This window comes from Mesorhizobium sp. WSM4849, from assembly GCF_055811385.1.
Map to the genome: position 1 here is coordinate 261,270 of NZ_JBVVPW010000004.1, position 12,957 is coordinate 274,226.

The following is a 12,957-nucleotide window of genomic DNA, read 5'->3' on the forward strand; positions in this document are numbered from 1 at the left end:
TCGTTATCGCAAAACCGCTGCACACTTTTGCGCGACATGCATTGTGGGAAAGCTTCCGTAGTTGCGGCGACCCCGCACGTCAATATCCGGGGCGCGCCCAAATCATCCGCGACGCACTCAAATCGGTTCAGTCCGGACTGGAGGCGCTTCCCCGGCCCCAGCGCGGCGCCGGCTGCGCTAGCGGGTCGCTTGCCGTGGGCTCTGCAGCAGCGGGTGCCGGGCCGACGACCAACGTGGTTTCTTCCTCAGCACCGGCAAGCAGTGGTACGGCGCGGTTGCGCAAGACGAGCACCAGCACGGCCCCGGCGATGATGCCGCCGACATGGCAGGCCCAGGAAATCTGATCCTCGCCGCCGGCGGCGAACATCACGATCTGGAACAGGATCCAAAGGATGAGCGGGATGAAGGCCGGGATGCGCAGTGGGATGCGGGCGAAGGCCAGCACCCATACCTTCACCCTGGGGTAGAGGATCAGATAGGCGGCGACCACGCCGGCGATGGCGCCTGACGCGCCGATCAGCGGAACCTGCGAGTCCCACGCGATCAGGCCCTGGAAGAAGGCGCCGGCAATGGCGCAAAGCAGATAAAAGATGAGAAAGCGGACATGGCCGAGCGCGTCCTCGACATTGTCGCCGAACACCCAGAGGAACAGCATGTTGCCGCCGAGGTGGAAAATATCAGCATGCAGGAAGGAATAGGTGACGTAGCTCAGGCTCTCCGGAATGACGACAAACTGCGGAGCCAGTTCGACGCTGTCGTGGACGACCGACGGAATGAAGCCGAGGCCCAGCACAGCGGCGTTGGTGAACTGCTCGCCGCCAAGCGCGGTGGCGAAGTAGATGAGCGTGTTGAACGCGATCAGGCCGATCGTCACATATTGCAGCTTGATGTGGCGCAGCCGGTTGGTGTCATAAAGCGGGATGAACATCGGACCCCCTCCCGCCTCGGCAGATTCAGCGGTTCTTGCCGGGAACCCATAGCACGTCGGCGTTTCCATTGTCATTGACTGCGCGCGCGGCGACGAACAGAAAGTCCGATACGCGGTTGATGTATCTTATCGCCTCGCGGTTGACTTGCTCGCCTGGGACCTGCGTCAAAGCCACCATGATGCGCTCGGCCCGCCGTGCAACCGTGCGGGCGAGGTGAAGGGCAGCCGCCGCCGGCGTGCCGCCGTTGAGCACGAAGGATTTGAGCGGCTGCAGGTCCTTGTTGAGCAGGTCGATGTCCTTTTCGACACGGTCGGTCTGCGCAGCGGTGATGCGCAGCGGCTCATAGTCGAGCGGCTTGCCGTCGTCCGGCACGGCCAGATCGGCGCCGAGGTCGAAAAGGTCGTTCTGGATACGGCCGAGCATCGCATCGATCGCCGGATATGTTGCTGCGGTGTGGATGCGGGCCATGCCGATGCAGGCATTGGCTTCGTCGATCGTGCCATAGGCGTCGATGCGCAGATCGGATTTCTGCCGCCGTTCACCGGTGCCGAGGCCGGTGGTGCCGTCGTCGCCGGTGCGGGTATAGATCTTGTTGAGCTTGACCACGCTCTGCCTCCCGAACTCGCCACCCTCGTCACTTGCGGGTGAAATACACCGCCAGCATGATCAGCACCAATGCCACGAACTGCAGCAGCACGCGCGTCTGCATCAGCTTGTTGGAGGTCATGCCGGAGCCGCCGCGCATCATGTTGACGAGGCCGCGGATCAGCACGATCACCACGGCGACCATGACGAGGACAGCGAGGATGTTGAAGACGGTTGCCATAGTGTGTTTCCAGTCGATTGCGTTCAGGCGCGTTTGGCAAGCAGGCGGTAGAGCATTGATGCCGGCAGCATGCGTTTGAGGATAACGCCGATCCTGGCCGGCACCGTTACCACATAATGCGGATGCGGGCGCCGCGACAGAAGCGCATGGCGCAAGGCCGCATGAACCACCTCCGGCCCAGGCTTCAGCCGTGACGTGCTGCCGCCGGCCTGCAGCCGTTGCAGCTGCGCCTCGTAGGCGCGGCGGTGGACGGAATTCTCACGGTCGATATTCCTGAGAAACCACACAAGGCCGTTGCTGGCGATCTTCGATGTCACCGGCCCCGGCTCGATCAGCGAGACATGGATGCCGCTGCCCTGAAGTTCCTGCTGCATGCACAGCATCAGCCCTTCGATCGCGTGCTTCGACGCCGAATAGGCGCCGCGAAAGGGCAGCGGCGCCAGGCCGAGGATCGAGGAGCAGTGGACAAGACGGCCATGGCCCTGGCGCCGCATCACCGGGACGACGCGGCGGGTAAGGTCATGCCAGCCAAAGACATTCGCCTCGAATTGCTCCCTGAGTGCTGCCACCGGCAGGTCCTCGACGGCGCCGGGCTGTGCGTAAGCGCCGTTGTTGAACAGGGCATCGAGCCGTCCGCCCGTCCGCTCCAGCACTGACGCCACCAGCGTCTCGATGGATCCGGTCTCGCGGTAGTCCAGATAGAAGGCCTCGATACCATCGACCTCGAGGGCGGCGATATCCTCCGGCTTGCGTGCCGTCGCGAACACCCGCCAGCCTTCCGCCTTCAGCGCCCGGGTGCAATAGGCGCCTATCCCGGAAGAAGCTCCGGTGACGATGATGGTGCGCAACTCTCCTCCAGGAGGAGGCGTGCTTTGACCTAGGCTTGCCATTTGCCGCAATCCCTTCCCATATTCTCGGCGTCGAGACAATCGAAGGGAACGCGGTTCGTGTTGCGGAAGATCGTAGCCGTCAAACGCGTGCTCTATGACGCGTTCGGCCATTTCGATGCAGACGATGGCTGGGCGATGGCCAGTCATCTGGCGATCACGGCGCTGATGGCGCTTTTCCCCTTTCTGATTTTCGCCACGACGCTGGCCAGCTTCCTCGGCGCACAGGCTTTTGCCGACACCGCCGTGCATCTCGTCTTCGACACCTGGCCCGAGCAAATCGCCAAGCCGATCGCGCGCGAAGTGCTCAACGTGCTCACCGTGCAGCGCACCGACTTGTTGACCTATGGCGTGCTGCTTGCCGCCTTCTTCGCCTCGAACGGCATCGAGGCGCTGCGCACCTCGCTCAACCGCGCCTACCGCGTTTCCGAAACGCGCGGCATCATCTATCGCCGGGTGCAGAGCATCGTCTTCGTGCTGATCGCCACGGCAGGTTTTCTGGTGATCAGCGTGCTCGTGGTTTTCGCGCCCTTACTGGGGCGGCTGGCCGAGGCCAATTTCGAATGGATAAAGCCCTATATGGGCACGATCACGCTGTGGCGTTACATCATCGCCTCCGTCGTCATCGTCGGCGGGCTGTTCGCAGTGCATTACTGGCTGCCTGCGGGCAAGCGCCGCTTCGTCTCGATCATACCGGGCATCATCTTCACGCTGATTGCCTGGCTCATCGGGTCGACAATCTTCGCCGCCTATCTCGACCGTTTCTCGTCCTATGTGACGACCTATGCCGGCCTTGCCTCGATCATGGTCGCGGTCGTCTTCCTCTACATCGTCTCGGCGATCTTCATCCTCGGCGGTGAGCTCAACGCCGCGATCAGCCGCTATCTGGAGGCACGCGCCCGGGTTGGCTGATTCTTATTTGAGCATGATCTTCTCCGAAAACCGGTTCCCACTTTTTGCTTCGCTGACCTTCGGTTCGGGATCATGCTTTGGTCGGCTGAGCGGTTGCCAGCCCGACGCCGAGCGTCGCGATCGCCATGCCGACGATCTGGACCAGGGTCAACTGTTCGCCGAACAATATCCAGGCGATGACCGCGGTGACCGCCGGGACCAGATAGAACAGCGAAGCGACTTTCGACATCTCGCCGTCGCGGATCATCACCATCAACAGGAAGATGGCACCGATCGACAGCACCAGCACCAGCCATGCCATGGCAAAGATCAGCTCGCCGTTGACGACCACCGTTTGCGTCTCGAAGGCGAGCGAGGCAAGGACCATCACCGACGCGCCGCCGACATATTGCCATTTGGTGGCAGCCACGAGATCGCCGCCGGAGGCGAAGCGCTTCTGCCAGATCGTGCCGGCGCTCATGCCGAGCACCGAGACAAGCGAGGCGGCCAGCGTCTCGGCCGTCACGCCGCCGCCGAGGGCACCGAGCTTCGGCCACAGCACGATGACCACACCGAACAGGCCGATGCCGAGACCGGCCCAATGGCGCGGCAGGATGCCCTCGCCAAGAAACCGGCCGGCCATCACCGCCGTGATCAGCGGCTGCAGCCCGACGATCAAGGCCGAAAGCCCGGCCGGCATGCCTCGATGGATGGCCCAGAACACGCCGCCGAGATAGACGCCATGCATCAGGATGCCGGCGCCGGTCGCGTGCAGCGCTTCCGCGCGGGTCGCCCGCCTCGAACCGAGTGCTGCCATCAAGGCGGCCAACAGGACGGCTGCCAGAACGAAGCGCGCGGCCAGGAAGGTGAACGGCTCGGCCCACGGCATGGCGTAACGCGCGCCAATGAAGCCGGTCGCCCACAGGACGACGAAAGAGGCGGGGATGAACCGCTTGATGCTGTGCATTTTCGGAAGGCTGCCGCGTGCTCGGTGAGGGGTTGACTGTCGCGACTGCTCTAATGCGGTTCAACCCGGCAAGCAAAACCAAACGGTTGATCCATAGGCTCACCCGAATTGAAGGAGGCGCTCTGGGGCAGGGAGGATCAAGATCAAAACATGATCCAGTTCCTCTGCACAGAGGATTTGGTTCTTAGACCGAGCCTGAAAGCGACCGTGGACGGTCGCTTTCGGCCGGCCTCCAGCCGCCATCCCTGACGCTGGCGATTAGCCGTGAGCCCCCGCGCCTTCGTCATCCCAGGGTCTGCGCCGCGTCGCTTCGCTCCTTGCTCCGCCCTGGGATGAACGAAGCGAGGGGGTGTTTCAGCTAATCTTCTAGGTTTGCGATCTGCCAGTGAGATTGGCCGCTGAAAGGAATTGTCGACGTTCGCTGCCGATCGGCTCGACCTGTCAAAACTACTGTGTCGAGGAACTACATCCCAATCAGCCGCCTGACATCGGTCGGTGATGCGCCGGCCTCGCGCAAAGCGGCAAGGCCGGTATCCGCAAAACTCTTCGACAGCTTTCGTCCATCCGGGCCGAGGACGAGACGATGGTGGAAGTAGCTTGGTTGCGGCAGCCCGAGGATCTCCTGGAGCAGGCGCTGCACGCCGGTGGCGGAATAGAGGTCCTGGCCGCGCACCACATGGCTGATGCCTTGCAGCGCGTCGTCGACGACGACGGCGAGATGATAGCTTGTCGGGATTTCACGGCGCGCCACGATCACGTCGCCCCAGTCCTGCGGCCGAGCACGGGCCGTGCGTGTCGCGGAAAGCCTCTCATCCGAAAATTCCAGCCATGACAGGTCTGTGCCGGCGCGCGCCATCGCAGCGCCGACGTCCAGCCGCCAGGCGAAGGGCGCATTCTCGGCAATCCGTCGCTGGCGTTCCCTCATCGGCAATGCCTTGTCGACGGCGGGATAGAGCGGCACCCCGTCCGGGTCGCGCGGCCAGTCGCGGCCGCGCTTTTCGCTGTCGGCAATGAAGGCGCGGATTTCGCCGCGGCTCATGAAGGCTGGGTAGACGAGTTCTTCCCTGATCAGCCGGTCGAGCACCGCCTGATAGTCCGAAAAATGCTCGGACTGACGGCGCACCGGTTCTTCCCAGCCAAACCCGAGCCATCTCAGGTCGCGTAAAATGCCGGCCTCGAATTCCGGCGTGCAGCGCGTCGTGTCGATGTCCTCGATGCGCAGCAACAGGCGCCCGCCGGTTGCCCTCGCCAATTTTTGATTGAGCAACGCCGAATAGGCATGGCCGAGATGCAGTTCGCCATTTGGGCTCGGCGCGAAGCGGAATGTCAGGAGTGTCATCCTTGAGCGGCAATCGGGTTGTGCGGCGCTTTCGCCAGTTGCTACTTTGCGCCTGATTACGAATTGCTATTTTGCGCTGGGAACAAGCAAGCATGCAACGCATCGCCACGCTCGACGACATCGCGCAAGGGCTCGACGCGCTCTGCCTGCTCGACCCGCGTCTTGCAAAGGTGCGCGGCATGGCCGGCGAGGTGCCGCTTCGGCTTTCCGAGCCGGGGTTCAGAAGCCTTGCCTCGATCATCGTCTCGCAGCAGGTTTCCCGCGCCAGCGCCGACGCCATCTTCGGGCGGCTGACAAAACTCGTCGATCCGCTGACGCCGCAAGCCATTCTTGCCGCCGACAAAGCCATTTTTCGCGAGGCCGGACTGTCGCGGCCGAAGCAGCGCGGCCTGATCGCCGTCGCCCAGGCGGTGGTCGATGGCCTCGACCTCGATCATCTCTGCTTGCTCGACGCCACTGAGGCGATCGCGGCGATGACCAAGGTGTCGGGCATCGGCCCGTGGACGGCGGAAGTCTATCTTTTGTTCGCCGCCGGCCACCCCGATGTCTTCCCGGCACGCGACGTTGCCCTGCAGAGCGCGGTCGGCCACGCGCTCGGCATCGACCCGCGTCCGCCCGAGAAAACACTGATCCAGCTCGCCGAATCATGGAGCCCGTGGCGAGGTGTCGCATCAAGGCTTTTTTGGGCCTATTATCGTGAAACCCGGGGCAGGGACGCCTCGCCTCCTGCCTGAATCCGCAAAAAAGCATGAAAATCCTGCATTTTTAGCGCTGCGTTTGATCGACAAGCCGCTTCACATCCCTGTCATGTCGGGCTTACAGTATCCGCGCCGACAGGTTCGAGAGCCAAGGAGGTCAATGACGTGACGGTTGCCGTATCTCCGGATGGGCTTCCAGCACTGGTGCTGAACGCGGATTACCGTCCGCTCAGCTATTACCCCCTGTCGCTCTGGTCGTGGCAGGACGCCATCAAGGCGGTGTTCCTCGAGCGCGTGAATATCGTCGCCGAATATGAGCACGCCGTATCGTCGCCGACCTTCTCGATGAAGCTGCCGAGCGTCGTCAGCCTGAAGGCCTATGTGAAGCCATCGCGGCATCCGGCCTTCACCCGCTTCAACGTGTTCCTGCGCGATCGTTTCCAGTGCCAGTATTGCGGCACACCCGAGGATCTGACCTTCGACCATGTCGTTCCCCGGCATCGCGGCGGCGCGACGACGTGGGAGAATGTCGTCGCCGCCTGCTCGCCCTGCAATCTGAGGAAGGGCGGCATGATGCCGGCTCACGCCAAGATGTGGCCGCTGCAGAAGCCCTATCAGCCGACGGTGCATGACCTGCACAACAATGGCCGCCTGTTCCCGCCCAACCATTTGCATGAAAGCTGGATGGATTATCTGTACTGGGATGTCGAACTCGAACCATAGAGTTCGGCAGAAATCCGCCATGCCGGTCGCCTGACGCAGCTTTCTGCGCTTCCGGTGCTCACGTACTTTCGTTGCCGCATGTCCATGTCGGAAAACCGGAACCACTTTTCCGGGACATGCGGGAAGTACGCTCCGCTCCGGTTCTCGAAACCCACGTCATGCGCTCCGGCCTGACGAATTTCTGGACGAACTCTGCGCTGTGCAGCTCAGTCGCGGGCAAAGGCGCCGCGGAAGGCGATGACCGCCAGGACAAAACTGGCGATGGCGTTCCAGCCGGCCAGTGACAGGCCGAGGATGCGCACGGCGGCCTTGTCGCAGGAGGGCGGGACGAATCTGTCGAGCGCGTCGAGCACGCCCTTGCCGCCGGTATCCACCGGTCCTGCCGCCGCCGCACAATCGGTCGGCCCCGGCCACCACGCCCATTCGACGCCGGAATGATAGACGCCGAGATAGACGCCGTAGGCCATCAGCAGGCCGCCGACGGCCAGCAGGCCGCGGGTCACCCATGCGGGGGCACGCAGTGTCGACGCAAGCGCCGCCAGCAGCATCAGCGGCACGCCGATGTAGTAGGGGGTGCGTTGCTCCAGGCAGAGCTTGCAGGGGATGTAGCCGCCGAGGTGCTGGAAGGCCAGCGCCGAGCCGACGGTGGCGGCCATGGCGACGGCGAGAAACACCGCCGTTCGCAAGCGCTGGCGTCCAGTGTCGGCATTCACGGTCGCTGTCATTGATCTACCGTCCGTTCCGTTCGCCTTCTTGGTGGGCATGATCTTTTCCGAAAACCGGTTCCCACTTTTTGCTACGCTCATGCTCTAGAAGGCGTATTTGACGACGATATAGAGCGAAATCAGGGCAGCGGCGGCGGCGCCCGCAATCATGCCAAGGCGCTTTTCGATGAACTCGCGGATCGGTTCGCCATAGCGGCGCAGCAGCCAGGCGAGGAACAGGAAACGGGCGCCGCGCGCCACGATCGCCAGCGCGATGAACAGCAGGAGATTGACGCCGATGACGCCGGACAGGATCGTCACCACCTTGATCGGCGGCAGATGGGCGAGTCCGGAGGTGACCAGCATCAGGATGATGAAGCCGACGCCCGACGAAACACGCAGCGTCTCGAAGTCGTCATACTTGCCGTAAAATTCGAGGATCGGCCGCGCCACCGTGTCGTAGGCATAATGGCCGATGTACCAGCCGGCGATACCGCCCAGAACGGAAGCCAGCGTGGCGACCAACGCGTAGCGATAGGCGCGATCCGGCCGCGCTAGCGCCATAGGCAGGTAGAGCACATCGGCCGGCACCAGGAACACCGAGCTTTCGACGAAAGCGATGAAGGCCAGCCACCATTCGGCGGATTTCTTTGCCGCCAGCGACAAGGTCCAGTCGTAAAGTCCGCGAAGCATCGGCACTCCCTTAGAGCGCCGCGCGTCCTTTTGGACGCGCAAAGGACGCTCTAACGCTTTTGGATTCTCCGCATCGTGCTTTCCAAAAAGCGATTCCGCTTTTCGGGCCGATGCGGGAGACATGCGCTGCCTGTCTAGAAAGATTTTCTGCGCTGCACAATGGCCGTAGCTTCACGAAATCGAAAGGCCAAGTCTGAGCGAAGGCCGCATGTCGGGAATTGGCCAGTTGACGAACAGGCCTCCAACCGTATAGTCCGCGCCCATCCAGGCCGCCCGGCCTGAGCCCCTATGGCGGAATTGGTAGACGCGCTCGACTCAAAATCGAGTTCCGCAAGGAGTGCTGGTTCGATCCCGGCTAGGGGCACCATTTTCCACCCGAGACGCCTTGAAGGCTCGGTTGAGGGTTATCCCAGGAACATCCTGGGATAACCATAATTCAGGCCCAGGCCGGTCCTTCCTGATTAGATCGGGCTCCGTAGCTCAGGTCGCCATCACATCGGCCCCGGCACCATCTTGGTCGGCTGCTCCGGCATCGGAAACGCGTAATTGTCGCATTTCACGTCGGGGTTCGTCGGGCTGAACATTCCAAGCGGGTTGTCCTTGAACAGCCAGACGTGAAGATCGTAATGGTAGAACTCCACCGGAATAAGCGGATAATGCCCCTCCATCGGCCCCTGGAACGTCTGTCCAAAGAGTTTCGGCGGCTCCTTGGTGTCGGGCGTCAGCGGAACAAGCCATTCCACGGCCACCAGGCGCAAGCCGCCGTCGACCGGCTCATAGATAAGGACATTGGGGCGCGCCGGATCTGGTGTCGGGCTGACGCTCGCGACGTTGACGAAATGAATGCCCATCGCGCCCTTCGGGTAATCCATAGCTCCAGCCACTTTTTCGCCGCTGTAATAAACGCATCCGACCGTCGACAGATAGAGGTCGCGAATGGCGGCCTTGTAGTCTTCGTACTTCGATAGCGATTGTTTCAGGGCATCGATCTCGACCTTGCCGGGCTCGGCGGCCTGAGCTGCGGCGGCAGTCAGGCAGGCGCCGATGAGGCCGGTCAAAGCGAGAATACTGCGACGCCTGAGGTAAGTGGTTTTCGTCATGCATTCCTCCCAGTTTTTTGTTCTGCCGTTCTGCCGTGCAGGACCGAGGCGGCAATGATGCTGGTTGCGCGGCCGATCGCCGATGCTAATCCTTTCCGCTGCTTGTGAGAATTAATCCTCACGACCTAGGCTCTGGTCTTCGACTGAGCCTGAAGGGGACTGTCGACGGTCGCTGCCGACCGGCCTCCATCTGCCAATCTCCAACGTCTGGTGATTAGCTAAGTCCCACCGCGCCTTCGTCATCCCAGGGTCTGCGCCGCGTCGCTTCGCTCCTTGCTCCGCCCTGGGATGAAGAAGTGGAGGGATGCTTCGGCTATTGGCCCGACCTGTCAAACCAGATCCCTAGCAGGACCGCCAACGCTACCGCCGTCCCAGCAAGCTCTTCATCCGGTTGCGCAGCAGGCGCGCCATGTTGCGGGTTTCGCGGTAGAGGTGAAGCTGCGACGCCGCCTGGCGGGCGAGGCGGTCGGCGTCCGGCGTCAGGCCGATGACCAGCGTGCCGATCGGCCTGCGCTCCGTCCATAGCCGGCTCATCACCGGATGGTCGGGCACGGCGCAGGAATCGGTGATCATGATGTTGGGATCGTCGAGATGCTGCCCGGTCACCTCGATCATCAACAGCGTGCCCGGCGAATAGGCGGCGAGGGTCTCGTCATAGGCCGTCTTCCAGGTGTAGGCGACGCCGGCCTCGACGAAGACGATCAGGCTGGCGATGGTGCGATCGTCGAGCGTCAGCGAATGGATGCGGCACAGATCCCGTTCGGCCAGCCGGTGCACGGCCTCGCGGGCGAAGGCGGCGCGGTAGCGGTCGATGGCCATGGCGGTGCGCTCGCGGCCTTTCCAGCCTGCCGCTTCCAGCGTCAGGAAGCGCTCAATGGCATGGCGGATATTTTCGGGTCCGCGCGCCACCAGATGCTCCAGCCTGCCGAGGTCGGCGAGGCGGCGCTTCAGGCGGCGGAACTCACGATAGTGGTGCGAGCGCAGCGAGGCCTTCAGATAGTCATCGCCGTCGATCTCGCTTTCGAGCATCGGGCGTTCGGCCTTGCCGGTGGTGACCAGCGTCAGGCCACGCGTCTCGGCGACGGTGGCCAGCAGGCTGGCCACCGGGCCGTCGAGCCGGATGTCGGGCAGCATGAAGACTTTAGGCAGCTTGAGATGCGGCCGCGACAGCATCGAGAAGAAATCCTCGATGACGCCGACGGGATCGTCACGGTCGACCAGCGGCGTGCCGATCGGGCCGAACGGGCTCGACCATGTGCGCATGACCCGTACACCGAGCGGCATCGCCGGCCGCTCCACCGAGAACGGCACCAGCAGGCGCAGCCGGTTGCGGTATTCGTTGCCGTCGCGGATGACCGCCAGCCGCACCTCGCGGTCTTCCAGCCGCGGCATGGCTGGCGCCAGGAAGCGCGGGTTGAAAAAGACGTTGGGCTCGATCGTGCGGGTGCAGAGATAGTCGAGTTCCTCGACCAGATCGAAGCCGGCGGAGGCCGGGTAGATGGCCAGTTTGCGCTCGGGCCGATCGTTGGCCAAGAGTTCGATATGGGCGGGATCGGCTTCGCGGGCGAGCCCGGCGAGACCGGACACCATGGCGCCGGCCGGGCCGCCGCTGGTTTCCTCGAGCAACGGGATGGCAGCCATCATGCGGCTCCTTCGGCGGCTGCGAAAATGGCCATGACGATGCCGAGCCTGCGCCAGACGGTGAAGGACAGCGCGCCGGCCTCGAAGATCATGGCGAAGGCGGTGGCCATTGCCGCGCCCCACAAGCCGAAAAGCGGGATCAGCACCAGATTGAGGCCGATGTTGAAGACCAGCGTCATGGCGTAAACGGCGGCGCAGATGTTCTGGTTGCCGCTCATGGTGAGCAGGCTTTCGCAAGGGCCGACGGCGGCGCGGGCGACGACGCCGAAGACCAGCAGGAACAGCAGGGGATAGCCGGCAACGAATTCGGCGCCGAACAGGCTCAGCATCGGCTCGCCCAGCACCAGCACCAGCAGCGCCATCAACAGCGACGGCCAGAACGTCCACGACACCGTTTCGCGGGCGAAGGCTGCGAGCTTTTCCGGCTCGCCATGGGTGAATTGCGCGTAGCGCTGGGCGACGCCCGCCTTGACCGCGAAATAGACGAAATGCACCAGCGCCAGCGTTTTCACCGTGGCGAAATAGACGGCGACGTCGTTGGGATTCATATAGGCGCCGACCATCAGCACGTCGGCATTGGTGAGCAGGAAGAAGAAGCCTTCGACCAGGAAGATCGGCAGCGACACCAGGAACCACTGCGCGAAATGCACCTTCATCGGCCCGGCCGGGATTTTTTTGTCGATGCGCGTGGTGATGCCGATGAGTTGGCCGAGCGTGGTGGCATAGGCGGCGGCGATCGAGGCGAAGATCGCGGTCCTGGCGTCGGGCGCAAAGCCGACCACAAGCATCAGCGCCATGAGCGCCAGGATCAGCATCGGCCGCACCAGATAGGTCGGCGCCAGCGCAAACAGCGCCCATGAGTTGGCCCGCGCCAGCCCCTGCAGCAGGTCCGACATGGCGATCATCGGCATGCAGATGAGGCCGAGAATGAACGGCACGACATAGTAGTTTTCGATAAACGGCGAGAGCAGCCAGACGCCGAGCGCGCCCAGCCCGGCAATCGCGGTCGAGGCAACCAGCACGAACAGGCGGCTGGTCAGCACGATGCCGCGCAATTCGGCCAGCATGTTGCGCTCGCGGTATTCGGGAATGAAGCGGATGACCGAAGTGTGGAAGCCGAGGCAGGCGAGATTGCCGACGATGACCATCGTCACCCAGACGAGGACGAAAATGCCGTATTCGAACGAGCCCATCCAGCGCGCCATCAGCACCTGGCTGACGAAGGCGATGACGGCGCTGACGATGCGGATGGAAAAGGCGATGAGCGACATGCGGCCGGCTTCGCCGCGCTCGCCGGCGGTGAACAGCACGGCGTCGATACGGCCAAGCAGCGGCTTTACGCGCAGCGCAAGGCGCTGCGGCAGGAACCGCCCGGCTGTCGTCGCCGCGGAAAAGCGCACCCAAAACTCTCCGTTTTCCGCCTCTTTTTCGGGTCTGGGTCTAGCGAGAACACATTAAGAAACGGTTGGGTGAGCTCTCCTTCGCCCCGGGGAGAAGGTGCCGGCAGGCGGATGAGGGGCGGCGCCATGGCTTTGTGCCATGTTCACCGTTCGCGGCAG

At 63.1% G+C, this 12,957-nt stretch carries 14 protein-coding genes and 1 tRNA gene; 4 read left to right on the forward strand and 11 right to left on the reverse strand.

Annotated elements, in window-relative coordinates; translation table 11 throughout:
- Nucleotides 1-127 precede the first annotated feature (127 nt).
- The 4 genes from AC0L3L_RS06335 to AC0L3L_RS06350 are packed head-to-tail and all read right to left on the reverse strand — an operon-like array spanning nucleotide 128 to nucleotide 2,645.
- On the reverse strand, nucleotides 128-928 hold the full coding sequence (locus tag AC0L3L_RS06335) for a rhomboid family intramembrane serine protease (RefSeq protein WP_473489273.1): 801 nt from the start codon (nucleotides 926-928) through the stop codon (nucleotides 128-130).
- Nucleotides 929-953: 25 nt separating this feature from the next.
- Nucleotides 954-1,535 carry a cob(I)yrinic acid a,c-diamide adenosyltransferase gene (locus AC0L3L_RS06340; RefSeq protein ID WP_473636952.1) on the reverse strand — a complete coding sequence of 194 codons (582 nt, stop codon included), beginning with the start codon at nucleotides 1,533-1,535 and terminating at the stop codon, nucleotides 954-956.
- A 28-nt stretch (nucleotides 1,536-1,563) separates the two neighbouring features.
- Nucleotides 1,564-1,755, reverse strand: a complete 192-nt coding sequence (locus AC0L3L_RS06345; protein ID WP_123149186.1) for a twin transmembrane helix small protein — start codon at nucleotides 1,753-1,755, stop codon at nucleotides 1,564-1,566.
- Nucleotides 1,756-1,778: 23 nt separating this feature from the next.
- On the reverse strand, nucleotides 1,779-2,645 hold the full coding sequence (locus tag AC0L3L_RS06350; RefSeq protein WP_123149185.1) for an SDR family oxidoreductase: 867 nt from the start codon (nucleotides 2,643-2,645) through the stop codon (nucleotides 1,779-1,781).
- Between the two features lie 57 nt (nucleotides 2,646-2,702).
- Between AC0L3L_RS06350 and AC0L3L_RS06355 the strand changes: the two genes are divergently transcribed.
- Nucleotides 2,703-3,554 carry a YihY/virulence factor BrkB family protein gene (locus AC0L3L_RS06355; RefSeq protein WP_473489271.1) on the forward strand — a complete coding sequence of 284 codons (852 nt, stop codon included), beginning with the start codon at nucleotides 2,703-2,705 and terminating at the stop codon, nucleotides 3,552-3,554.
- A 70-nt stretch (nucleotides 3,555-3,624) separates the two neighbouring features.
- Here AC0L3L_RS06355 and AC0L3L_RS06360 read toward each other — a convergent pair whose 3' ends face one another.
- Nucleotides 3,625-4,500 (reverse strand): DMT family transporter, encoded by an 876-nt coding sequence (locus AC0L3L_RS06360; protein WP_473636953.1) that lies wholly within the window; start codon nucleotides 4,498-4,500, stop codon nucleotides 3,625-3,627.
- A 463-nt stretch (nucleotides 4,501-4,963) separates the two neighbouring features.
- Entirely contained in the window at nucleotides 4,964-5,839 is an 876-nt protein-coding gene (gene gluQRS, locus AC0L3L_RS06365; protein ID WP_473636954.1) for a tRNA glutamyl-Q(34) synthetase GluQRS, read from the reverse strand.
- A gap of 92 nt (nucleotides 5,840-5,931) precedes the next feature.
- Between gluQRS and AC0L3L_RS06370 the strand changes: the two genes are divergently transcribed.
- Nucleotides 5,932-6,573, forward strand: coding sequence for a DNA-3-methyladenine glycosylase family protein (locus AC0L3L_RS06370; protein ID WP_473636955.1), 642 nt, complete (start codon nucleotides 5,932-5,934; stop codon nucleotides 6,571-6,573).
- Nucleotides 6,574-6,702: 129 nt separating this feature from the next.
- Nucleotides 6,703-7,260: an HNH endonuclease gene (locus AC0L3L_RS06375; RefSeq protein ID WP_029348574.1), complete on the forward strand. Its 558-nt coding sequence runs from the start codon at nucleotides 6,703-6,705 to the stop codon at nucleotides 7,258-7,260.
- Nucleotides 7,261-7,466: 206 nt separating this feature from the next.
- Here AC0L3L_RS06375 and AC0L3L_RS06380 read toward each other — a convergent pair whose 3' ends face one another.
- Nucleotides 7,467-7,985, reverse strand: a complete 519-nt coding sequence (locus AC0L3L_RS06380) for a disulfide bond formation protein B (RefSeq protein ID WP_123149181.1) — start codon at nucleotides 7,983-7,985, stop codon at nucleotides 7,467-7,469.
- 84 nt (nucleotides 7,986-8,069) lie between these two features.
- On the reverse strand, nucleotides 8,070-8,657 hold the full coding sequence (locus tag AC0L3L_RS06385) for a YqaA family protein (protein ID WP_473636956.1): 588 nt from the start codon (nucleotides 8,655-8,657) through the stop codon (nucleotides 8,070-8,072).
- 282 nt (nucleotides 8,658-8,939) lie between these two features.
- On the opposite strand from AC0L3L_RS06385, the gene AC0L3L_RS06390 reads away from it, so the two are divergent.
- Nucleotides 8,940-9,024: transfer RNA gene (locus tag AC0L3L_RS06390), tRNA-Leu, on the forward strand.
- Nucleotides 9,025-9,148: 124 nt separating this feature from the next.
- Here AC0L3L_RS06390 and AC0L3L_RS06395 read toward each other — a convergent pair.
- From AC0L3L_RS06395 to AC0L3L_RS06405, 3 genes are all read right to left on the reverse strand, one after another.
- Entirely contained in the window at nucleotides 9,149-9,757 is a 609-nt protein-coding gene (locus AC0L3L_RS06395; RefSeq protein WP_473529466.1) for a hypothetical protein, read from the reverse strand.
- Nucleotides 9,758-10,117: 360 nt separating this feature from the next.
- Nucleotides 10,118-11,398 carry a GNAT family N-acetyltransferase gene (locus AC0L3L_RS06400; RefSeq protein WP_473636957.1) on the reverse strand — a complete coding sequence of 427 codons (1,281 nt, stop codon included), beginning with the start codon at nucleotides 11,396-11,398 and terminating at the stop codon, nucleotides 10,118-10,120.
- Nucleotides 11,398-12,798, reverse strand: a complete 1,401-nt coding sequence (locus AC0L3L_RS06405) for a lipopolysaccharide biosynthesis protein (protein ID WP_473549772.1) — start codon at nucleotides 12,796-12,798, stop codon at nucleotides 11,398-11,400. Before AC0L3L_RS06405 ends, AC0L3L_RS06400 begins: the two co-directional genes overlap by 1 nt.
- Between the last annotated feature and the right edge of the window lie 159 nt (nucleotides 12,799-12,957).

What these genes read in the sequence shown, in the direction of transcription:
- AC0L3L_RS06370 (WP_473636955.1), top strand. Translation starts at nt 5,932, where the DNA reads ATGCAACGCATCGCCACGCTCGACGACATCGCGCAAGGGCTCGACGCG.
- AC0L3L_RS06345 (WP_123149186.1), bottom strand. Translation starts at nt 1,755, where the DNA reads ATGGCAACCGTCTTCAACATCCTCGCTGTCCTCGTCATGGTCGCCGTG.
- AC0L3L_RS06350 (WP_123149185.1), bottom strand. Translation starts at nt 2,645, where the DNA reads ATGGCAAGCCTAGGTCAAAGCACGCCTCCTCCTGGAGGAGAGTTGCGC.
- AC0L3L_RS06395 (WP_473529466.1), bottom strand. Translation starts at nt 9,757, where the DNA reads ATGACGAAAACCACTTACCTCAGGCGTCGCAGTATTCTCGCTTTGACC.
- AC0L3L_RS06360 (WP_473636953.1), bottom strand. Translation starts at nt 4,500, where the DNA reads ATGCACAGCATCAAGCGGTTCATCCCCGCCTCTTTCGTCGTCCTGTGG.
- AC0L3L_RS06380 (WP_123149181.1), bottom strand. Translation starts at nt 7,985, where the DNA reads ATGACAGCGACCGTGAATGCCGACACTGGACGCCAGCGCTTGCGAACG.
- gluQRS (WP_473636954.1), bottom strand. Translation starts at nt 5,839, where the DNA reads ATGACACTCCTGACATTCCGCTTCGCGCCGAGCCCAAATGGCGAACTG.
- AC0L3L_RS06400 (WP_473636957.1), bottom strand. Translation starts at nt 11,398, where the DNA reads ATGGCTGCCATCCCGTTGCTCGAGGAAACCAGCGGCGGCCCGGCCGGC.
- AC0L3L_RS06335 (WP_473489273.1), bottom strand. Translation starts at nt 928, where the DNA reads ATGTTCATCCCGCTTTATGACACCAACCGGCTGCGCCACATCAAGCTG.
- AC0L3L_RS06385 (WP_473636956.1), bottom strand. Translation starts at nt 8,657, where the DNA reads ATGCTTCGCGGACTTTACGACTGGACCTTGTCGCTGGCGGCAAAGAAA.